A 21,132-nucleotide genomic window follows, 5' to 3' on the forward strand; every position below is an offset into this window, starting at 1 on the left:
TCAGCTGTCGTTGCCTTTCGTTTCGCCCCCGCCTTCCGAACGGATGCGGTAGCCCATGCCGCGCACGGTCTCAATCAAGTCCACGCCCATCTTCTTGCGCAGACGACCGACAAAGACTTCGATCGTGTTGGAATCGCGGTCGAAATCCTGATCGTAAAGGTGCTCCACCAGTTCGGTGCGTGACACCACTTCATCCATATGGTGCATAAGATAGGACAGAAGCCGGTATTCATGCGAGGTCAGCTTGAGCGCGACGCCGTTGATGCTGGCCTTCGATGTTTTCGTATCGAGATAAAGCGGCCCGCAGACAAGCTCAGACGACGCATGGCCAGCCGCACGGCGGATCAACGCGCGCAGCCGCGCCAGCACTTCCTCGATATGGAAAGGCTTGGCAACATAGTCATCGGCGCCAGCATCGATGCCGGCAACCTTGTCGCTCCAGCGATCACGGGCGGTGAGCATGAGAACGGGCATGGCGCGGCCACTGCGCCGCCAGCGCTCCACGACGCTGATGCCGTCCATGCGCGGCAGGCCGATATCGAGCACGACCGCGTCATAAGGCTCGGTGTCGCCCAGATGATGGCCTTCTTCGCCGTCATAGGCGCGGTCGACCACATAACCGGCAGTAGCCATTGCTTCCGCAAGCTGCCGATTCAGGTCCTTGTCGTCTTCAACGATCAGGATACGCAAGCGGACATTCTCCCTCAATCCATTACCGAACGGCGGTGAAAGCCGTTGTCATTGAGCGCATCCCGAAAAAGCGAAGCGGTTTTAGGAGGATGCGCGTCAAGACAAACTGGCAGAGCGATTTCGACGATTCAGTCTGACGAAACCGCCCTATTGAGCGGGAACAGCCACTTCAACGCGGCGCGGACGTTCGCCATCACGGCCCGGCACCAGCACGACAACCACACACATGGGGCGGCCATTCTGCGTCGTGGCAGTTGCCTTGGCCAGTTGACCACCCTGCTGGGCGGCCACCTGTTCGCCGACCGCAGCGCAATCACCGGCGGCAGCAACAATGAGATTGGACTTCTGCGGTGCGGTTATCGGCAAGGCACCGGCACTGACCGGCAGCAAGCCAATACTAACGGCGAGAAGCGCGAAAACTTTGAGTGCAGGGTTCTGTTTCATCATGCCGCCTTATATAGCGCCCAACAGCTGAATGATGCATGAACAACCAAACTTCTTGCGGGCCCAAAGGAAAAATCAGCATCTGACTATCACGGTTTGTGTTATTATGAAATGCGTGATGTTGCCCCCATGCGCCCGATAATCGTAACAATTCCGGCAATTGCGGTCGCCAGTTGCAGCAAAACATCCGTTAGCGCGCCCTGGTCGATAAGATCCGCCGCCACGCCGAAAACGCCCGCAAGCGATAGAATAAGCGCGACGAGACCAGCCCAGACCGTGCGCGAAAGACACCATGATTTATCTGCGTTCATATTTTTTCCTCTCAGTTGATGATTGTACCGACACGCCAATTGAGTTCAAATCCGACTTCCGACGCTTGCAGACCGGCAGCCACAAACGCACCGTCCAGCCATATGAAAGGTGTCTCGATATTCTTCAGGAGCGACGCGGCCCGCTCTGTTCCAAATTGCCCGCGTAAGGCGCGCGTGAGTTTCCAGCGATTGAGACCGATTTCCTCCTCATCCAAAAACTCGAGCACCTTCCCTTCTCCATTGGGCGCCCGCAGCAGGCGCCCCCAGACCATGCCGACGTCGGACCAGCTCTCGGCGAGGCTTGTTTCCCGCCACGACAGGCGAGCGTCCCGCCCCTGTCTCTCTCCCCTTCCAGCGCATCGCGCTCGCGCCAGCCTGCCCTCGACATAAAGGCCGCGCGCATCCTCGCAGATTGCCGTCCACTCGCGGATTGGCTCCGCCGCATCATGCTGCCAGAGCATCCGCACGCCCGACACGCGGCCTTGGCGAGCGAGCGGGCGAGCGCCCCCCGTCCGACGACGTCGTTGCGCAGATCGGGCAGGCCGAAGACACTGGCATAGCCGGAAAGGCTACCGGCCAGCTCCACATCCTCGATGGCGAGAGCGGGCTGCATCGTTTCGAGCCGCATATCATACATCGCCATTGCTTTCCCTTTCCTCAGGCAGGATTCCAGGGATCGGCGCCTGTTTCAGCCGTTCAGAAAAGCGCTTGAAGATGCCAAGCGCCGACCAGGCGGTAAGGCTTGCTGCAGCCGATCCCATCAGCATCAACTCGGCCCGGCCAAGCAATCCGCTGAGAGCAAGGGTCTCGGAAATCTTGACGCTAGCCGCTCCGCCGAAAACCAGGCCGCAAATGATGCCAACGGCGAAACGAATGGCCGCTTCACGCTTTCCATGCGGCAGCATATAGGCGAGCGATACGGCTGAACCTGCCATTGCGCCCACCATCTTGGCGAACCATATCCACGTCGTCTCCGAGGTAAATACTGCATCGTTGAAGTTCGTCATTACGACCTCCTGGCTGAATGCGGTTGGTAGCCCACCGCATCGCGTTTTTTCTTCGTCGCTGAGAAATGAGACATCGAAAATGTGCGCCGTCGAGTTCCCGCCGTCCTAGACGCATCTCGCCATAGCGGTCGCTGATCGTCTGCATGAAGCCTTGTGCCAGATTGGCGGCGTTTTCGTCCGTGCGCATAGGCGTCATCAAAACGGAGGCATCGCGGACCAACGCTTTCAGCAGCGGAACCGCTCGCGGTATCGTTGTCACGAGCTGTCTTGGAGAAGCGCCCAGAGGCAAGTCAAATTGCAGCATGTCCCAGGTTTCCTCCAGGTGCGCCAGTCACCATAGGGCGGCAATTGCGCATCACGCGCCTGAAACAGCCATTCCGCCTCCGCTGCTTCCACTTGCTGCGGCGTCAGGTCTGCCATCCAGGATCTCCCGCGCCCGACTCTTGCAAGTTCGTTTATCCTCCTGCTTATACGCATCAGCGCCCTGCGCGTGTCGCTCAGCGAAGCGGCCGTGCGACCGGCGAACAACGGCCCAGACGGCCCGGCCGACTTGTCCTCGGCGGTCAGTTCGCCAACAGATTTGACGGCCCGCGCTAGCGCCATCAGCGCTTCAGACTTGCTCTTGTCCGGCAAATCCTCGCCGTCGAGCAGCCGTTCAAGTTCAGCCTGCAATCGCGCCAGGATTGCATCGCGTGTCTTCACCTGCGAATCGGCCACAGCGGATGAACAGTCCAGATTGAGGCGATTGAGACGGTTGAGATACTGGCTTACCGGAACAGACAGTAATAGCGCGATATCCGCGGGGTCGATGCCGTGCGCAACCTGCAATTGGCGCCAAACGAAGGCGTGCTTTGCCAGGTGCTAACTTATCCACAATTTTAGGGTGTATCCTCACAATTTTTACAACCGTCTAAAAGACATAACCCTGAAAAGCCGCTATAGCCTCTCAGGGTTATGCACACCGGTATCTGCCGGGGGTATAAAGCAGGGACCGGCGACAGTCACACTTTGTCGACCGTAGACAAAACCTAGCAAAGCACCGTTACGCCGTCAAGGACTATTTTCCTATAATTTGATTTTGTTCCTATCCATAAAAAGCTGCCAAGGCCTTAACCATTTCACATGAGCTGTGGCTTATTTTTCTGCTATGATGGACACTCCACCTGTCTGCGACAACCAACCGTGCCGAAGTTAGTGAATGCGTAAGACAGCAGAAAAAGAACCGGGAAGCGAGAAGCGCAAACCGTTCAGGGTTTCGCGCCTGATCGGGCTCGACGCGTGGATCGATTCGACCCTCTACAGCCTGCGCCACAACCTCGGCGAGTGGTGGGAAAACATCACCATCTTCTCCCGGCGTTTTCGTGTGCGCGGTTTCCGGCGTTTCGTCGTCGAGGTTCTCGACGAGGGATTTACGCTCGGTGTCGCCGGAGCAGTGCTGATGCTGGTGCTGGCCCTGCCAGCCTTCGAGGAGACCAAGAAGGACTGGCGCGCGCAGGACGATTATGCCGTCACCTTCCTTGATCGCTATGGCAATGAGATCGGCCAGCGCGGCATCCTGCATCGTCAGGCCGTGCCTATCGATGAATTGCCGGACCATGTCATCAAGGCCGTGCTCGGCACCGAGGACAGGCGCTTTTTCGATCATTACGGCATCGACTTCTGGGGCCTGACCCGCGCTTTCAGCCAGAACATGCGCGCCAATGGCGTCGTCCAGGGCGGCTCGACCATCACCCAGCAGCTTGCGAAGAACCTGTTTCTCTCAAACGAGCGCACCATCGAGCGCAAGATCAAGGAAGCCTTTCTCGCGCTCTGGCTAGAAAGCAATCTCAGCAAGAAGGAAATCCTGCAGCTTTATCTCGACCGCGCCTATATGGGCGGCGGAACCTTCGGTATTGCCGCCGCATCGGAATTCTATTTCGGCAAGAACGTGAAGGATATTTCGCTTGCGGAAGCTGCGATGCTGGCCGGGCTTTTCAAGGCGCCGGCCAAATTCGCCCCGCATGTCAATCTGCCCGCGGCGCGTGCGCGCGCCAATGTCGTGCTTTCCAATATGGTTGAAAGCGGTTTCCTGAGCGAAGGGCAAGTCGCCGTTGCGCGCCGCCATCCAGCAAGCGTCATCGACCGCGCCAAGAACGAAAGCCCCGACTATTTCCTCGACTGGGCTTTCGAGGAGGTGAAGAAGGTCGCCGCCAATATTCCCCAGCACACGCTGATCGTGCGCACGACGCTGGACCGCAATATCCAAAAGGCGGCGGAGGAATCGCTCGAATATCACCTGCGCCAGTTCGGCAAGGATTATAATGCCTCTGAAGCGGCGACCGTTGTGATCGCCAATGATGGCTCCGTGCGCGCACTGGTCGGAGGGCGGGACTATGGCGAAAGCCAGTTCAACCGCGCCACCAAGGCATTGCGGCAGGCCGGTTCGTCCTTCAAGCCCTATGTCTATGCGGCGGCGATGGAAAAGGGCCTGACGCCCAGCACCATAGTCTCGGACGCGCCAATCAGCTGGGGCAACTGGTCGCCCCGCAATTATGGCCGCAGCTTTGCAGGCCGCGTCGACTTGACCACCGCGCTTGTCCGTTCGCTGAACAGCGTGCCGGTGCGGCTGGCGCGCGATTATCTGACCACGGCCCCCATCGTCGCGCTGACCAGGGCCATGGGCGTGGAATCGCCAATCTCGTCGCACAAGACAATGGTGCTCGGCACATCGGAAATGACGGTGATGGATCAGGCTACCGGCTTCAACGTGTTTCCAAATGCGGGCATGGCCGGTAACCGCCACGCCTTCACGCAGATCGTTTCATCGGACGGCAAGGTGTTGTGGGATTTCGGTCGCGATGCACCGAAGCCGCACAGGGCGTTGTCGGAGAAAGCGGCGCTCGAGATGAACTCCATGCTCGTGCAGGTGCCCGAACGCGGCACCGGACGCCGCGCCGCGTTGCCAACGACGCGCGTTGGCGGCAAGACCGGCACGACGCAGAATTATCGCGACGCATGGTTTGTCGGTTTCACCGGCAATTTCACCGCGGCGGTGTGGTTCGGCAACGACAATTTCACCCCGATGAAGGAAATGACCGGCGGTGTCCTGCCCGCCATGGCCTGGCAGCGGATGATGGCCTATGCGCATCAGAACATCGAGTTGAAGCCCATACCGGGCGTGACGCCGCCCTTCCCCGCGCCGCCCAAGAAGAGCGAGCCGCACGTGGCCATTGCCAAGCCGGAAGAAGTCATGGCCGCGCCGCCGCGTGTGCTCTCGCCCATGTCGACAAAAGTCATCAAGGAACTGCATGACCGCTTCCTTGCGGCACCGCCTCTGCCTAAGATCGCCGGGCGCACAAAAGTATCGGTACTCTGAGGGGCGATGTTCAAGACGATATTCAACACGGCGATTGTGCTTGTGCTGGCGCTCGGCGGCGGCATCTGGAGCGTTGACAAGGTGCTCGACCGGTTCGAGGGTTTCGGTGAGCTCCGCGTCGGGGCCTGGAGTGCCTATCCGGCGGCTGGCACGCCGGATGCCGATCCCTATTCTAAGGCCCGTGCGGCCCGCAAAGCCTATCTGGCGCTTGGAACAGCGGAAGGACTGCCCTTCTATGCGCGTACCGACAATAGCGGGCGCACATTGCAGCGCGGCTGCACCTATCGTCTCAGCGGCATGACCCCGCCCGCCCGTTTCTGGACGGTCTATCCGGCCACGCCCAATCTCGAGCCGATCACGCCGCGCGACGGATTGCTGGAAGCGCTGCATTCCCGCGATGTGCTTTATGGCGATGACGGCAGCGTCACGATCACCATCGGCCCGGATGCCGCGCCCGGCAACTGGCTTCCCGTCGAGGGCGGCGGCGAATTCGTTCTCGTCATGACGCTCTATGACACGCCTGCGGCATCATCCTCCGGTCTTTCCGACTTGGTCATGCCGGGGCTCGTACGCGTTGCGGGAGCAAATCCGGGAGCGTGCCGTGGCTAGAATTTTCCGCCTCGTCCTTCTCGGCATCATCGGCGCGGCGATCGTCCATATCGCGGTTCTTTTCCTCGTTCCCTTCTATTCAGACAAGAATGCCTGGTCGCGGATCGAAACCGGAAGCGAGCCATACCGTTTCCAGCGGCTGGATCAAAAGACCGGACCAGTCAGCGACAGCGACCCGCTGATACAGGAAGCCACCTGCCGCTTCGATCTTGCCGACGGCCCCGTGCACATCACGACAGGCGCAAACGTGCCTTACTGGTCGCTGTCGATCTACGCGCCCAACGGGGACAATCTCTACAGCCTCAACGACAGCGTTTCCAACGAACGCAAGCTCGACCTGATCCTTGCCGATCCCATCGGCATGGCAAGTCTGCGCTCGGATGGTTCGCAGGCCGATGCGCGTTCGATCCTGATCGAGCAGAATATCGGCGAAGGCGTCGCCGTGTTGCGCGTTTTCGTGCCCGATGGAACGTGGAACAGGCAAGTGCAGCGCTTCTTCACAGAAGCGCGGTGCGCACCGTTTGAGGCTCTCTAATACCCGTGCCGCGACTGAGCATTTTCAGCGCGTGATGCATTGGCCTCCCGGCATCCGGCATAACGCATTTCCGGCAAACTTTAGTTCGACTGGAACCTTTCCAAGCCCGAAGCAATGCTGTTTCTTTGTGGCACGGTTAATAAGTTGCTAAGGCTTCAACGCTACTATCCGGAACACCGACCCATGCGGGGTGCATTTTCGCGCAAACCGGCTGCTGCCGGAGGCGTGATCTGCGATTTGGGGCGGGTGAGTTGTGTGCCTACCGGAGTATTCTGCGTGACAAATGATCAGTTCCGCGCCCTGGAGGATATTTCAGGCCACCGGAGCCCGTCGAATTCAAAAGCGGGGAGCAGCAAGGCGGACGACCTTCTGGCGGCCGCCATTTCGGCATTCGCGGGTATCACGCGCCCCGGACGGCAGGATATGCAGCAGCTCGAAGATCTTGCCATGCCGCTTCTGCAATGCGCTTCCACCCGCGGCAAGCGCCACGCAGCCAATGCACTGGCCCAATTGGAAGACGCGCCGCGCCGCCTCATTTTGGCGCTGGCCGACCAGCCCGTGGAGATCTCCGCGCCTATTCTCCTGCGCTCTCCCCTTCTGCGCGCGTCCGACCTGATCGAGATCATCGGCAGGAACGGCCTTGCCCATGCGCGCGCTGTTGCGCGGCGTCAGTCCGGCGATGTGCTTCTGCAAGGCGTGCTGCGCAGTTTTGCCGATCCGGTGATCGACCGCACGCTGGCGCTTCAGGAAAATCTCGCCAATATGGAAGCCGAACCGCTGGAAAAGCCGGTTGTGCCCGACCTTTCAACCGCCGGAACACCGCTGATGAAGGAAGGCAGTTCCGAGCGGCTGGCGCGCGCGCTGCAACAGCCTTTCTACGAGACAGGTGCGGCCACCGGCGCGCAGCATCTCATCGATACCGCGCTTCTGATCGACAGCCAGTTCTTTCGCAACGCGCTGGCCGATGCGCTCGACATTTCGTTCGAGCGGGCCGATGCGATCATCGGCCAGTGGCCGGATTCACATCTGCCGATTGCGCTCAAGGCGCTGGGATTGTCGCCTGCGGAATGCTATCTCACCATGACAGCCATTCTGGGACCGATCGACACCAATCGCGACAGCCTGCGGGAGTTCGTCCACATCTACCGATCCATCGACCGCGAAAAGTCGATGGCGCTCGTGCGGCGCTGGAAGGCTGAAGACATGTCGGCCATGCTGCGCGGCAAACTGCGCGAAATGGCGGAAGCCGAAGAAGACACCCCGCTCGTGGATGCGGCCAATTCCGATCATCCCTCCCGCCAGCGGCTGGCGAAATAAGCGCATCAAAAAATTCAGAACGCCTCTCCGTCCTGCGAAATAGAGAACAGCGCCGAAGCATCGGCAATATCTTCCAGTTCGACCAGCCACAGGTCAGGGTCGAAGCGGGTTTCACGCGCCATGCGGTCACTTGCCGCCATGTCATCGGCGTCGTGAAGAATGCGCAGAAACATGCGCTCCCCGTCATTATCTTCTTCATAGGAGGTTTGCGGCGCTGGCGAATAGAGATCGCAGGTGCCGAAGCGCGAGCTTACCTTGATGAATATCGCGCCGGCTTCCGGCGAGCCGCGGCGGGCGAGATAGGCAAAGCCGCCCTCGCCCTGCACCTTGCGGATCAAGGCTGAAACCCAGAAATCGGATGTCAGGCGCATCGCAAATCCATCAGCTGATCAGGCCGATCTCGCGCATCTTGGCGATGAGCGTTCCATCGATTTCGCCCGTCACCGGCAGGCTGAACAGTTTCTGGAATTCGCGCACTGCTTCCTGGGTCGCCTTGCCCGGCTGTCCGTTCACCGGCACCGTGTCGTTGCCGAATGCCTTCAGCCCGGCCTGCACGCGGATGATATCCTGCGAACTCACCTTCGCCGACTGACCGGCGGGTGCTGCCGCGACCTGTTTTTTCGGCGCCGGTTTTTCATAGGAAGCAAGATCCGGCTTCGGTTTGGAAACTGTTTCCGATTTCAGGACAGCGGGCTGCGGGCGCGGCGATGGAACCGCGACCTCGATGGCTTTTGCCACATCGTCCCGAGCCGGAGTGCGGTTCGAGTTACCGTTTTGGGCATCGGCCAGCAATTGCTGCGGGATGTTGGCCTCCTGCACGCCGAGCTTCTGCTGCAAGGCGCGCCAGCGTTCCACCGCTTCGCGGGTCTGCGGCCCGGTGAAACCGTCCACCGGCCCCTTATAGATTCCAAGCGTCGAAAGCCGATACTGCAGCCGCGCTATTTCCAGATCGGCATTGGGCGCAAGCGCCGGCAGCATATCGTCCACCGAGGCGTTCATATTCAGCCGGTCAGCCGACAGATTGGCGGGTTCCAGCGGTTGGGCTGGCTCGTTGTTCACCGGCGCTGCGGAAGCGCTTTCGGTCGGTTTTGGAGCATTGTCGCTCGCCGCCGCCGTTCCCGGCAGGACCGCACGCGGCGTTGGCTTGAACACGAAATCCGGCCTTGTGCGGAAGAACACGGCGTTATGCGCCTCCGGCTGATACCAAAGCGCATTGGCCGAAACGAAACTCATGACCACCAGAAACGCGGTTGCCCCGCCGGTGAGGACGGGGTTGCGCGCGATGAACTCTCCGGCAGCAATTGCCAGCGCCGAGGCCGACGTGAAGAAGAAATGGAGGAGCCGCGATCCGAGACTACGCCGTTTTGCGGGTTTGCGCATTTTTCTGCTCCCGGATTTCGTCGTTCTGCCAGTCATGACGCCTTTCTCCCTGGTGACGGTGCATGTCGATGACCGTGCCAAGCTCCTGATGTTCGTCTTCTCCCATCACAAATTGCGGACCCGCCACCGGAAGGCGGACCGTGACGACCGTGCCTTCGCCGGGGCAGCTTTTCAGCTGCATCGTTCCCTGATGCAGTTCTACCAGCCCCTTGACCACCGAAAGGCCGAGGCCGCTACCTTCCTGCGCGCGCGCATAATTGTTGTTGGCGCGCACGAATGGTGTGCCGATGCGCTGCATGTCTTCCGGCTCGATGCCGATGCCCGTATCCGACACGCTGAATTCCAGCATCGCACGGCCTTCGGCCATAACGCGCGCCGCATCGATGGTGACGCAGCCGCCGCTTTGCGTGAACTTCACCGCATTTCCGGCAAGGTTGAGCAGGATCTGCTGGACGGCGCGGCGGTCGGCCACCAGTTCGCCAATACCGTTGCCGACGCGATGGCAGAAGGCGACGCCTTTCTTTTCAGCCAGCGGCAGCATGACGGCGGTGCACATTTCGGCTGCTTCGCGGAAAGCGAGCGTCTGCGGATCGATGCTGTAATTGCCGGTCTCCAGACGCGAATTGTCGAGAACGGCGTTAACAAGCTCCAGCAAATAATGGCCGGACTGGTGAATGAGGCCCGCATATTCGCGCTGCTTTTCACTGGCGAGCTTGCCGCCCATTTCATGCGACAGCATGTCGGAAAAGCCTATGATGGAATTGAGCGGCGTGCGCAGTTCGTGGCTGACGGCGGCAAGCAGACGGCCCTTGCCGATGCGCTCCGATTCCAGCTCCGCTTTCAGCGTGGCAATCTCTTCCAGAAGCTTCTGCTCGCCTTCCAGCGAACGGCCGATCAGCGTGATGGCGTGGGCGCTTGCAGCTCCTTCGAGACGATAGGTACGGAAGATGGTCTCGCCATTTTCGATGGAGCGCAGGCGCACGTCGATCTTGCGTACCGTGGCACCGGCGCGTAGATCGGCCAGAAGCGAAAGATATTCCACGCGGTCGGCCACATGCACGCGGTCGATCAGGGCCGTGCCTTCCAGCATTTTCGGCTGCACGCCCAGAAGCTTGGCAGAATTTGCATCGACCGAAGACACCACGCCTTCCATGTCGAGGCTGAACTGCACGTCACCGGCAGCAACCGCGATCTGCGGTGCGCCGACCTTGATCTCGGCAGGTTTGGCAGCGTTCACAAAGCCACGCGCCACAAGGCTTGCGGCATAAAGGACAAGAACCGCGACAGACGCATAGCTGCCGCCGGAAACAGCGCCGCCGCTTGCGGTCGCGAGGAAAGCCAGAATCATGGCGGCGAACGCAGCGCCTGCTGCGGCAGCGCCCGGTCGGCTGGTCACAAACCAGACTTCAAGCGGCAGGCCTGCCGCCATCAGCCACAGAACCGCATTGCCATGCGAGAAGGCGCCAATGGCAGCGAGACCCGCGCCATAGGCGGCGAAATTCAGGCCCGCCAGAACGGGCGCGGCAACGCCCATCAGCGACAGCGCGCACAGGATCATGGCCACGCCTGCAAAGCTGGCGGCGAGAATCGCAAATTCCGTGAAGCTCGGCGTTACACCGGAGCCGAGCACCGCAGCACAAAGCAGGACCGGCACGGTGAGAACCGAGCCGATGACACGTATGGAGGCCGCGCCGGGTGTGGACACCCAGCGGCAGCAGAAACGTTCGTAAAAACGGCTGATCGCCTGCACGCTCGTGCGGACGGTATCGGCTGTTTTCAAAAGAATGGCGTTCAACGTGCCCTACTCACTCAATACTCTTGCATGATCCGAACTGGAAACCCTTCGCCGTGGCGACGCATTCCCAGCCAGCAACAGATTGCAGCGGAGGCTTTAAAGAAACGATAAAGCGGGAGCGCCCAAAGCGGATAAGTGACATGCCGGGTCTGCTTTTCTGTCTATGGTAAACAGAGAGTAGCAATCGGCGAGACGCCATTGCTGGCCGATGCAATTTTAACGTTCAGACCGAACGGTTACGGAATCTTTTCGAATTCATCGGACATTGACGGCGACACATCGCAACCGAAGCATGGCAATGATCCGTTTTCTCATCAAATCCGCATTCTGGCTGACGCTGGCATTCCTCGTGATGCCACGCATCTTCCCCGCGGATGAGCAGAACACCCCGCAGGAAAAGCCCGCCATGACGGGCACCAGGCGGGAGCCGGATTCCATCGACCAGCTTCTCGCCAACGGCAAAACCGCCGTGGAACTGGGCAAGCTTTGCATCGACAATCCTTCCTTCTGCCAGAACGGAACGTCGCTTGTGTCCAGCGCCGGAAGCGGCCTTCTGGAAGGAAGCCGGGTTGCGCTCGAATACCTGAGCGACCGCTTCGGCACCAAGCCGCAACCGCCGGCGAAAGCGGAACCGGCGGCATCCCCAGCCGTGCAGGGGGCAACCGGCATTCCCATCCCGACACCGCGGGAAGAAGCCCTTCGCGCACTGGATCGCCGCTCGACCGGCGCGATTAGGCGTTAGAGCGGGATTTTTTCAGGTTGAAACGTCATCATGGTTCAAGCTTTTATTGGAGCATGATTTTATCCGAAAACCGGTTCCCACTTTTCGGATTCATGCTCCAGGCTTTTGTTCGAGCATGATTTTACCCGAAAACCGGTTGCCACTTTTCGGATTCATGCTCTGGTTTTCCGTGACCTCGCGGCGTTTCATCACTATATAAGCGGCAAGAAACTTTTTCAGGCGAGTACCATGACCACGACCATCGATAGCATCATGTCCGATTTCGAATTTCTCGACGATTGGGAAGACCGCTATCGCTATGTCATCGATCTCGGCAAGGAACTGCCGCCCTATCCCGACGATGCGCGCGATGCCGTGCACAAGGTGCAGGGCTGTGTCAGCCAGGTCTGGCTGAAGACGCTGCCGCAAGGCGGCAACGATCCGGTCATGGAGTTTCTGGGCGATTCCGATGCGCATATCGTGCGCGGTCTGGTGGCCATCGTGCTGGCGCTTTATTCGGGCCGCAAGGCGTCGGAAATCCTGACGATTGAGCCGGAAGCCATTCTGAAAAAGCTCGGCCTCGATGAACATCTGACGCCGCAACGCTCCAACGGCCTGCGCGCCATGGTGGCGCGCATACGGCGTGAGGCAGAGCTGGCGAAAGAATCAGCGTAAAAGTTTCTCAACCGACAAGGCAGCCGCCAGCAGTCTTTTGTCGGTGCCGCCGCGTGCGGTGAGCATGAAGCCGGTCGGCAGGGTCATGCCCGGCATCGGCACGGTGATGCTGCACAGGTCGAACTGGTTTCCAACCTGCGTATCACGCAGCAGAAGCCCTTCCACACGGTCATATTCGGCCTCATCATTGCTGACCGAAGCAATCGTCGGGGCAACGATCGGCGTGGCGGGTGTCACGAACATGTCGAACTCGCTCAGGCGTTCGTCCATTTCCCGCACCAGCGCCGCGCGCGTTTCCATAATGCCGCGATAGGTTTCCATCGGCACCTTGACGCGCACGGCGAGCGGACGCTTCACGCGAAGATCGACATTGGCATCGGGATCGCCAAGCCAGGTCGATGCGTGGACATGGCTTGCCTCGATCCCGGCAATGGAGCCGACGCGGGTTGCCTCACGCAGACGCTGGATCAGGTCATCGACCCCCAGATCGGCAATGACAGCACCCGCCTTTTCAAGAATCGCGACCGTTGCCTCGAAGTGCTTCACCACGTCCGGCTCCATATCGGCCAGAAGATAGCCCTTGGGCAGCGCGATGCGCAGGCCCTTCAGCGACAGGGCTTCAGGCAGGACCGGCGTTTCGCCCGCCATGATCGCGTCGGTCAGAATGGCGTCGGCGACGGTTCTGGTCAGCGGACCAACGGAATCGAGCGATGGCGCCAGCGGAAAAGCACCGTCGAGCGGAATGCGCCGCGCCGTCGGCTTGAAGCCGACAAGGCCGTTCAGCGCCGCCGGTATGCGCACCGACCCGCCCGTGTCCGAGCCGATGGCGATTTCGCTGGTGCCTTCCGCCGCGGAAACGGCAGCGCCCGATGACGAACCGCCCGGAATGCGCGTGGGATCAATGGCGTTGCCCGGCTCGCCATAATGCGGATTGAGACCGACCGGCGTGAAGGCGAATTCCGTCATATGGGTCTTGCCGACGATGACCGCACCCGCCTCGCGCAGACGGCGAACAATCGCGGCATCTCTGGTCGCGGGCGCCGCGTCACGGCGAATGACCGAACCGGCCAGCGTCGGTTCTCCGGCAATGTCGAAGAGATCCTTGATCGAAACGATGCGCCCGTCGAGGGGGCCGACAGCGCCTCCGTCGCGCAGACGCGCATCGGCGGCATCCGCCTCGGCACGCGCCTGCCGTGCATAAATCTTGCTGAAAACGCGCTCGTTGCCTGCCCGCGCTTCCAGCCGCGACAGGATGCTTTCCAGCCGATCCCGTACCGAATTCATGTGATTTCTCCCCACTTCCCCATCAGGCCTGTCAGGCTTGTTTGGGACACAGGCGATAGACCCGCCCCAGTGGAGTGTCAATCCGGGAGATTGCTTCACTTGTTCAGCGGCTGCATCCGGGGACGATAGTCGTCGGCTCCCCAATGCAGGACAGCGCCGCCGCCGCGTTCTTTTTCGGGTTGCGGATTATAGTGCCGGTGGAGCGCGGCCAGGCCGACCTTGAGCAGCATCTTGGCCGAACGCGCGGGCCATTGCCGCTCGCGCTCCACGGTTTCAAGACCTTTCAGGAAGCAGCAGACGTCGACCAGAACGCCGTTCAATTCCGGCCCTACCGCTTCCAGCGCCCGCTCGACCCGGATGCGGCTGGCAAGCGCAATATCCGTCAGTTCGGCCATGCCGCCCGACCCACTCGCCCTGCTTCTGACGCTTTTGTCCCAACGCATCGTGATGGAAGGCATCAGCGAGCCGCGCGTGAAGTCGGCGCGCAATCTTTCACCTGCAAGAAACTCGTTCTGCGAAATAAAGGAAGAACCGCTTGCGGTTTTGCGCCGGTAAAGCATGGCAAGCGGCGACTCTTCAGGGTTGATTTCAACCTTCTCGCCCTGCTCATACTCGACGGTCAGCGTGGCTCTTGCCGGGCTAGGCAGCGGCTTGCCCCTCTGTTTCAGGCATCTGTTACCGTGCGGCGCCAGAACAAGCCGTTCATCCTCCCAGCGCAGCAACCCCTTCCGATGCATGGATTCCAGTTCGGCGCGGGAAGCGGCGATGGTTCCGCGATCCGCCGCCAGCAATACATGCGTCGCGCGGACCGAATCCTGAACCTCGCAGGCTCCGCCTTTCAGAAAGCGCATGATCCTCGCTTCGGACACTGACAGTTGAGTGCTCATGCCGCCATCCTCCACTCCGCAAAAGCACTGTACGCAATGCGCTCGAAGGTCGAGACGATTGCATCGAATTCGGTATCGTCGCGCATGTCTTCCACCAGATGGCAGGCATGCATTACCGTGGTGCGGCCCCGTGCAAAGCCCGCGGCCACACCCCGCATGGCCAGCCCGAAAGCCGTGTGCGCGACATACATGCCGATCTGCCGGACCCGCGCGACCTCCCGCCTGCAACGCAATGGGGACCGCAATTCGGTGCCGGAAACCCCGAACATGGCCACAAGCAAATCGATCAGTGCGTCGCACAGCGCCACATTCCGCCGTTGCCGCAACCGGTCGGCGCAGCCCTCCTCCATTGTGAGGCTCAGGTTCCGACCATGCCTTGCTGCCAGCAGCTTCAATGCTTCGAAAGCTTCCGCCCGCGTGTGAATGACATCCGATAGTTCCAAAGACATTCATCTTCCCTCGCCAGAATAGGAATATCTTCTTATACGGAGAAAAATGCAAGAGTGGATAAGTTTTGTAGAATGGATTGTGTTTCGCGGTTAATTTCGACACTTCTAAGATAGGCTAAGGCCTTGTAAGCGTGGAATTAACGGGACCCAAAGGGGTGCGGCTACTCGCTATTTTACAGAAAACTGCGCCAAAATCTAGGAATATTATCCAACAGCATCTCACGAGGTTCATGCTCGTTCACACCGAGAAATGAGGATTGTGACGATGGATGCGGATATCAGACACGCCCGCAAATTATTCCTTGCCAGAAAAAAAGAGAATCAACTGACGGCGATGCAACGCATCGCCTTGCAGATCATCGCCGGGATCGATCTGGATGAAGTTCTCAAGGCGCCGCAGGAAGAAAAGGAACGGACCAAGCGGCGCCTGACGCGCCTTATGGAAAGGGAGCGCCTGAAAGGAATGTGCGGTCACTGGAGTTATGACCTGAACCGACACATCGCATTGAAACAGGCTTTCGACCGGATCGGCTGACGGGGCCAGCATTTCGGAAAAGGCACCCCAAGCAAAATGGCCGCTATCGTCGAGCTTGCGCTTTACGATAACGGCCATTTCAACAAACGCTCAAGAATAGATGTGGCAAAGCGCAGTGCGCTCGAAAGTCAGAGCGCTCAAGCTTCCTTCGGCTTGCGGCCGAGGCCCATCTTCTTCGCAAGACGCGAACGGGCAGCAGCGTAGTTGGGGGCGACCATCGGATAGTTCGGGTCGAGATCCCACTTTTCGCGGTACTGTTCCGGCGTCATGTTGTAATGGGTCATGAGGTGACGCTTCAGCGACTTGAACTTCTTGCCGTCTTCGAGGCAGATGATGTAGTCGTCATGAACCGACTTCTTCGGGTTGACGGCAGGCTTCGGCTTCTCAACGACGACAGGCGCTTCTTCGCGTTCGACGTGACGCTTGAACGCGGCATGTACTTCGGCGATCAGCAGCGGCAACTCGCCAGCGCGAATCGAATTATTGCCGACATATGCAGCTACAACATCTGCAGTAAGGCTCAGAAGCAGTTCTGCGCTCTCGTCGTGCGTGTCCAGATTTTCCATCAGATTTCCTTTTTTACTTCTTATTGTTGCGCAATCGACGACTGGAGATCCCCGCCTGCCATCGCCGTTACGTATTCCAACTCTGCCCCATCCATTCCCGACTGCGAATATCAGTTGATAATGTCATTTGCAATAGAATTGTCAAACCACATTACATTAATAACAAGTCTTTCTTCTTGAATCGTCAAATACAAAAATTCGGATCGCAACCGCGCCAACATATGGAAACTTTGAATCACAATGTGTTGGCGTTGCCGCCCCTGTCATTTATTACAGGATATGGGTGGAGCCGCAGTTCACTGCGTTGCTTCCTTTAATTTGCCGGGCTATCGTTAGCAATAGTTTTCTCCCTCAAGTTTTCTTGTACGCGACTCAAGACTAATTGCCTTCCGTAACGTAGCTTTTGGGCGCAGAATCGGGCCTCAAAATGGCATTGTTCAAATATATTTCAACGGATTGAACTCGCTTTCGCCTTTTCAGCCAACTATATAAATATCACCGTCACCCGCTAATGGTCTGATTCCAACATTTGCCTCCACTGGTTCAAGCGCTGAGCAAATGTTGGTGTTCAAAAGACCGTCAGGAAGTATATGTATCTGGTGGATTTTTCGAATTTGACGTTCGAAACAGCATCAATGTCAGCCGGGATTCGTCGTCAAAATCAATCCATTAGAAGGTACTACTTACCTGCCTTGCAGCAAATCGAAACAGTTTTCATTGGAATTGTGGATGTCTCAGAGCTCCTTGCAACTTCAACCGCCGCACGCAACCAAACATCCGGTCAATGACACCCGTCACGGGATCACCCGCACCGACGATTATGCCTGGTTGCGCGCAGATAACTGGCAGGATGTATTCAAGGACCCCTCGGTTCTCTCCTCCGAAATCCGCGCGCATCTGGAGGCGGAAAACGCTTATCAGGCAGCGCTGATGAAGGACACGGAAGCGCTGCAGAAAAGCCTGTTTGCCGAAATGCGCGCGCGCATCAAGGAAGACGACTCCTCCGTTCCTTCCAAGGATGGCCCCTATGCCTATGGCGTGTCCTATCGCACCGGCGGCGAACAGCCCTATTTCATCCGCACGCCGCGCGATGGCGGCACCGAGACCATCCTTCTCGACGGTGACGTGGAGGGCAAGGACAAGGCATATTTCCGCCTCGCTTCCGCCGATCACGCGCCGGATCACAAGCTTTTGATCTGGGGCTATGACGACAAGGGATCGGAATTCTACAAGCTCAAGGTCCGCGACCTGTCTTCGATGAAGGACCTTGAGGACATCGTCACCGACACGAATGGCGGCGGCGCGTGGGATGCACAAAGCGAGGGCTTCTTCTATACGCGCCTTGATGAAAACCATCGGCCATCCAAGGTCTTCTATCACAGGATCGGCACGGCGCAGTCGGATGACCGGCTGATCTATGAGGAGAAAGACCCCGGCTTTTTCCTCGGGGTCGGCGGTTCGGCGCTGGACGACTATATCTTCATCGATATTCATGACCATGAAACATCGGAGTGCTGGCTCCTTCCCGCCAGCGACCCGGCGGCCAAGCCGCAGCTCGTCATGAAGCGCAAGACCGGCACGGAATACGATATCGCGCCGGGCGGCGATGTGTTCTACATCCTGACCAATGCCGACGGCGCCAAGGATTTCAAGATCTGTCAGGCGCCGGCCAGCGCCCCGCAGCCGGAAAACTGGGTCGAGGTGGTGGCGGAAAAGCCGGGACGGCTGATCCTGTCGCATTCGGCCTACAAGCATCACCTTGTCTGGATGGAACGCGATAACGGCCTGCCGCGCATCGTGATCCGCGACCGCGAAACCGGCGAGGAACATGCCATTGCCTTTGACGAGGAAGCCTATTCGCTCGGCCTTCATGGCAGCGCCGAATATGATACGGATGTAATCCGCTTCTCCTATTCGTCCATGACGACGCCGGAACAGCTTTTCGACTACAATATGCGGACGCGCGAGCGCAAGCTGTTGAAGACGCAGGAAGTTCCGTCCGGCCACAATGCGCAGGATTACGTCACGCGCCGCGTGTTCGCCAGGGCATCGGATGGCGAACTGGTGCCGGTCTCCCTGCTCTATCACAAGGACACCCGGCTCGACGGCTCCGCGCCCTGCCTGCTCTATGGCTATGGCTCCTATGGCATCACCATTCCGGCAAGCTTCAGCACCTCGCGGCTGTCGCTCGTGGATCGCGGCTTCGTCTATGCCATCGCCCATATCCGCGGCGGCAAGGACAAGGGTTTTGCCTGGTATGAAAACGGCAAGCGCGACAAAAAGGTGAACACCTTCACCGATTTCATCGCCGCCTCACGGCACCTTGTTGCCGAAGGTTTTACCAGCCATGACCGCATCGTCGCCCATGGCGGTTCGGCGGGCGGCATGCTGATGGGCGCGATTGTCAATATGGCGCCCGACGCCTTCGGCGGCATCATCGCCGAAGTGCCCTTCGTCGACGTGCTCAACACGATGCTGGACGACACATTGCCACTCACCCCGCCGGAATGGCCGGAATGGGGCAACCCGATCACATCGGAAACGGATTACCGGATCATTGCCGGCTATTCGCCCTACGATAATGTCAGCCGTCAGGGCTATCCCGCCATTCTGGCGGTGGCGGGGCTTACCGATCCGCGCGTGACTTATTGGGAACCCGCCAAATGGGTCGCCCGGCTGCGTGAACTGAAGACCGATGACCACCCTGTCCTGTTCCGCATCAACATGGATGCAGGCCATGCCGGGGCCTCGGGTCGGTTCTCGCGGCTGGAAGAAGTCGCCTACACCTACGCTTTCGCGCTCAAGGTGACAGGCAAGGCGGGCGGCACGCTCTAGGAGCCTCATCCAGAGCCGCCCTGTTCCGGCTCCCGCCAGATAGCATCGCGTCCAGTTTTCAAGGGCGCGATGCCTTCCTCTTACGCATGCCTTTTCCGGACCGGTCGCGCTTTCGGGAGGCATGCTCTGGAAGAACGCGCCATTTCCCTTATACTATTGTTCTGTAACTATTCTTTTGAAGGAGAGTTCGATGCTGCGTCAGGTCATTGCTGCCTGCCTCACTTCCGCATCGCTTGCGGTTTCCGGCCTTGTTGCGCTGCCCATGTCGGCTGAGGCTCAGGTGCGCAAGGATGTCGGTGAATTTGCCGGCCAGCGCTGCAGCGTGCCGAGAAGAGGCAGCGGCATCATCGTCGGCCAGTTCAGCGGCGTGGACGATTCACCCTTCACCACCGGCGGCGACGGGCTGGTTCCGATCGACCGTATCCGCTGCTTCAGCAGCATGTCCGAATGCAAGGGCTGGCTCTATACGATGCAGAGCAAATACACCAATGCCGGAGCCGCCACGCTGGTGCGCTGCACGAAACGCTGAACCCGGCCTTAAAAATCTGCGGTTTTCATGAAGCTCTGCGGATGGCATCCTCTCACCACTTGATGCATCGCCTTCGGGCGTCATCTTCGGTTTGGGAGGATCGGAAATGCAGCAGGCCAGCTCTGTTCCCAGTTATGTGCATGGCGCGAGCGACAAGCTTCTCATCGGCAATACGATCGGCCGGCTTCTGGACCAGATCGCGGAAAAATATCCTGACCGTCCCGCCGTCGTCGTCCGGCACCAGAATATCCGGCTGACCTATTCCGAACTCAGGCAACGGACCGATGAGCTTGCCGAAGGCTTCCTAGATGTTTAGTCCCGGCATTTGATGGATCGGATTTATCATGAATCTTTCCGGCTCTGTTGTCCAGATTTTGCAGACGAACTCGTATGGTGTGAGACCTCGAAGCCTCTTCAACCGCCGACCAAAATTGTAAGCATTGATAAAGTCGATCATGTGCCTGCGTAGTTGCTCATGATTGTCATAGTGGAACCGCTTTACCGTTGCATCCTTGATAGTGCGGTTCATCCGTTCGACCTGGCCATTGGTCCATGGATGGCGGGGTTTGGTCAGGCGATGTTCGATGTCGAGATCAGCACAAGCCATCTCGAATGAATGGCAGCGAAAGGGCACGTTATCTCTGCGCATGGCCTTGATATCTTCAGGTGTCCAGCCATCGCCGGTTGGATCGGTGAAGTGGGTTCCATTGTCGGTCAACACAGTATGGATTTTGTACGGTATAGCCATAGCCAGGGCACGGAGGAAGTTCCCAGCAACACGCCGGGTTGCCTTTTCAACCAGTTGGGCGAAGGCGAATTTGGATGTTCGATCAATGGCCACAAAGAGATAAAGCCTGCCTTCTGCTGTATGCACCTCGGCAATGTCGATGTGAAAATAGCCGATTGGATAATTTTTGAACTTCTTTTTCGGTTCCTTATCGCCTTCAACATCGGGCAAGCGCGAAATGCCGTGACGCTGCAAGCATCGATGCAACGACGAGCGTGTCAGGTGCGGAATTGTGGGCTGAAGCGCATACAGGCAATCATCAAGAGGTAGTAATATATGTCTGCGGAAGGCGACAACGACAGCTTCCTCTTCCAGTGACAGAACTGTCGAGTGCGGATCTTTCGTGACCTGCCACTGAGAATTTCCTCCAGAATGGATTAGATTCCGGCCCAATAAAGGACGGACGAATGAAGAAGCAGCG

At 58.9% G+C, this 21,132-nt stretch carries 23 protein-coding genes and 2 pseudogenes; 10 read left to right on the forward strand and 15 right to left on the reverse strand.

Annotated features, from left to right (window positions below; genetic code table 11):
- The 7 genes and pseudogenes from JNC63_RS20405 to JNC63_RS20440 form a co-directional block, all read right to left on the reverse strand.
- Positions 1–690: a response regulator transcription factor gene (locus JNC63_RS20405; protein WP_006472695.1), complete on the reverse strand. Its 690-nt coding sequence runs from the start codon at positions 688–690 to the stop codon at positions 1–3.
- A gap of 147 nt (positions 691–837) precedes the next feature.
- Entirely contained in the window at positions 838–1,134 is a 297-nt protein-coding gene (locus tag JNC63_RS20410; protein WP_006472696.1) for a hypothetical protein, read from the reverse strand.
- A 104-nt stretch (positions 1,135–1,238) separates the two neighbouring features.
- Positions 1,239–1,445, reverse strand: a complete 207-nt coding sequence (locus JNC63_RS20415) for a hypothetical protein (protein ID WP_006472697.1) — start codon at positions 1,443–1,445, stop codon at positions 1,239–1,241.
- A gap of 284 nt (positions 1,446–1,729) precedes the next feature.
- Positions 1,730–2,088, reverse strand: a pseudogene (locus JNC63_RS20425) (HK97 family phage prohead protease); the annotation flags it as partial.
- Entirely contained in the window at positions 2,075–2,452 is a 378-nt protein-coding gene (locus JNC63_RS20430; RefSeq protein WP_006472699.1) for a DUF6107 family protein, read from the reverse strand. The pseudogene JNC63_RS20425 and the gene JNC63_RS20430, both read right to left, overlap by 14 nt.
- 13 nt (positions 2,453–2,465) lie before the next feature.
- Positions 2,466–2,771 (reverse strand): annotated as a pseudogene (locus tag JNC63_RS20435) (DNA-packaging protein); the annotation flags it as partial.
- A complete protein-coding gene (locus JNC63_RS20440; protein WP_006472700.1) occupies positions 2,708–3,280 on the reverse strand; it encodes a hypothetical protein in 573 nt (190 codons plus the stop codon). The gene JNC63_RS20440 and the pseudogene JNC63_RS20435, both read right to left, overlap by 64 nt.
- A 370-nt stretch (positions 3,281–3,650) precedes the next feature.
- Between JNC63_RS20440 and JNC63_RS20445 the strand changes: the two genes are divergently transcribed.
- The 4 genes from JNC63_RS20445 to JNC63_RS20460 all read left to right on the forward strand — a co-directional run bounded on the left by JNC63_RS20445 (position 3,651) and on the right by JNC63_RS20460 (position 8,268).
- The gene (locus tag JNC63_RS20445; RefSeq protein WP_021587911.1) at positions 3,651–5,807 is read left to right on the forward strand and encodes a penicillin-binding protein 1A; all 2,157 of its coding nucleotides are present in this window, start codon (positions 3,651–3,653) and stop codon (positions 5,805–5,807) included.
- A 6-nt stretch (positions 5,808–5,813) separates the two neighbouring features.
- Positions 5,814–6,416 carry a DUF1214 domain-containing protein gene (locus JNC63_RS20450; RefSeq protein WP_006472702.1) on the forward strand — a complete coding sequence of 201 codons (603 nt, stop codon included), beginning with the start codon at positions 5,814–5,816 and terminating at the stop codon, positions 6,414–6,416.
- Positions 6,409–6,951, forward strand: coding sequence for a DUF1254 domain-containing protein (locus JNC63_RS20455; RefSeq protein ID WP_006472703.1), 543 nt, complete (start codon positions 6,409–6,411; stop codon positions 6,949–6,951). The genes JNC63_RS20450 and JNC63_RS20455 overlap by 8 nt, the downstream gene beginning before the upstream one ends.
- Positions 6,952–7,227: 276 nt before the next feature.
- Positions 7,228–8,268 carry a DUF2336 domain-containing protein gene (locus JNC63_RS20460; protein WP_006472704.1) on the forward strand — a complete coding sequence of 347 codons (1,041 nt, stop codon included), beginning with the start codon at positions 7,228–7,230 and terminating at the stop codon, positions 8,266–8,268.
- 14 nt (positions 8,269–8,282) lie between these two features.
- Here JNC63_RS20460 and JNC63_RS20465 read toward each other — a convergent pair whose 3' ends face one another.
- Genes JNC63_RS20465 through JNC63_RS20475 form a run of 3 tightly spaced genes read right to left on the reverse strand, consistent with a single transcriptional unit; the run spans position 8,283 to position 11,443 of the window.
- On the reverse strand, positions 8,283–8,639 hold the full coding sequence (locus tag JNC63_RS20465) for a DUF1491 family protein (protein ID WP_006472705.1): 357 nt from the start codon (positions 8,637–8,639) through the stop codon (positions 8,283–8,285).
- A gap of 10 nt (positions 8,640–8,649) precedes the next feature.
- The gene (locus tag JNC63_RS20470) at positions 8,650–9,648 is read right to left on the reverse strand and encodes a peptidoglycan-binding domain-containing protein (protein WP_006472706.1); all 999 of its coding nucleotides are present in this window, start codon (positions 9,646–9,648) and stop codon (positions 8,650–8,652) included.
- Entirely contained in the window at positions 9,623–11,443 is a 1,821-nt protein-coding gene (locus tag JNC63_RS20475) for a sensor histidine kinase (protein ID WP_021587915.1), read from the reverse strand. The genes JNC63_RS20470 and JNC63_RS20475 overlap by 26 nt, the downstream gene beginning before the upstream one ends.
- Before the next feature lie 298 nt (positions 11,444–11,741).
- On the opposite strand from JNC63_RS20475, the gene JNC63_RS20480 reads away from it, so the two are divergent.
- Positions 11,742–12,185 carry a hypothetical protein gene (locus tag JNC63_RS20480; RefSeq protein WP_006472708.1) on the forward strand — a complete coding sequence of 148 codons (444 nt, stop codon included), beginning with the start codon at positions 11,742–11,744 and terminating at the stop codon, positions 12,183–12,185.
- 228 nt (positions 12,186–12,413) lie between these two features.
- Positions 12,414–12,839 (forward strand): SufE family protein, encoded by a 426-nt coding sequence (locus tag JNC63_RS20485; protein ID WP_006466328.1) that lies wholly within the window; start codon positions 12,414–12,416, stop codon positions 12,837–12,839.
- On the opposite strand, the gene JNC63_RS20490 is transcribed toward JNC63_RS20485, so the two are convergent.
- The 3 genes from JNC63_RS20490 to JNC63_RS20500 form a co-directional block, all read right to left on the reverse strand.
- On the reverse strand, positions 12,831–14,123 hold the full coding sequence (locus JNC63_RS20490) for an amidase (RefSeq protein ID WP_006472709.1): 1,293 nt from the start codon (positions 14,121–14,123) through the stop codon (positions 12,831–12,833). The genes JNC63_RS20485 and JNC63_RS20490 overlap by 9 nt on opposite strands.
- Before the next feature lie 95 nt (positions 14,124–14,218).
- The gene (locus tag JNC63_RS20495; RefSeq protein WP_021587918.1) at positions 14,219–15,010 is read right to left on the reverse strand and encodes a DUF6456 domain-containing protein; all 792 of its coding nucleotides are present in this window, start codon (positions 15,008–15,010) and stop codon (positions 14,219–14,221) included.
- Positions 15,007–15,453 carry a helix-turn-helix domain-containing protein gene (locus JNC63_RS20500; protein ID WP_006473367.1) on the reverse strand — a complete coding sequence of 149 codons (447 nt, stop codon included), beginning with the start codon at positions 15,451–15,453 and terminating at the stop codon, positions 15,007–15,009. The genes JNC63_RS20495 and JNC63_RS20500 overlap by 4 nt, the downstream gene beginning before the upstream one ends.
- 271 nt (positions 15,454–15,724) lie before the next feature.
- Here JNC63_RS20500 and JNC63_RS20505 point away from each other — a divergent pair, with 271 nt between their 5' ends.
- On the forward strand, positions 15,725–15,994 hold the full coding sequence (locus JNC63_RS20505; protein WP_022570218.1) for a hypothetical protein: 270 nt from the start codon (positions 15,725–15,727) through the stop codon (positions 15,992–15,994).
- A gap of 137 nt (positions 15,995–16,131) precedes the next feature.
- On the opposite strand, the gene JNC63_RS20510 is transcribed toward JNC63_RS20505, so the two are convergent.
- Entirely contained in the window at positions 16,132–16,560 is a 429-nt protein-coding gene (locus tag JNC63_RS20510) for a Ros/MucR family transcriptional regulator (RefSeq protein ID WP_006466324.1), read from the reverse strand.
- Positions 16,561–17,289: 729 nt separating this feature from the next.
- On the opposite strand from JNC63_RS20510, the gene JNC63_RS20515 reads away from it, so the two are divergent.
- From JNC63_RS20515 to JNC63_RS20525, 3 genes are all read left to right on the forward strand, one after another.
- On the forward strand, positions 17,290–19,395 hold the full coding sequence (locus JNC63_RS20515; protein ID WP_006473366.1) for a S9 family peptidase: 2,106 nt from the start codon (positions 17,290–17,292) through the stop codon (positions 19,393–19,395).
- 190 nt (positions 19,396–19,585) lie between these two features.
- Entirely contained in the window at positions 19,586–19,924 is a 339-nt protein-coding gene (locus tag JNC63_RS20520; RefSeq protein ID WP_006473365.1) for a hypothetical protein, read from the forward strand.
- A gap of 106 nt (positions 19,925–20,030) precedes the next feature.
- A complete protein-coding gene (locus tag JNC63_RS20525; protein WP_006473364.1) occupies positions 20,031–20,240 on the forward strand; it encodes an AMP-binding protein in 210 nt (69 codons plus the stop codon).
- Here JNC63_RS20525 and JNC63_RS20530 read toward each other — a convergent pair.
- Positions 20,229–21,132: IS481 family transposase (locus tag JNC63_RS20530; protein WP_445433047.1), on the reverse strand; the 904-nt coding region annotated here is incomplete at its 5' end. The two genes, JNC63_RS20525 and JNC63_RS20530, sit on opposite strands and share 12 nt — an antisense overlap.

Origin of the sequence: Brucella ciceri, from assembly GCF_041930145.1 — a bacterium.
In the GTDB taxonomy this organism is placed as follows: Bacteria; Pseudomonadota; Alphaproteobacteria; order Rhizobiales; family Rhizobiaceae; genus Brucella; species Brucella intermedia.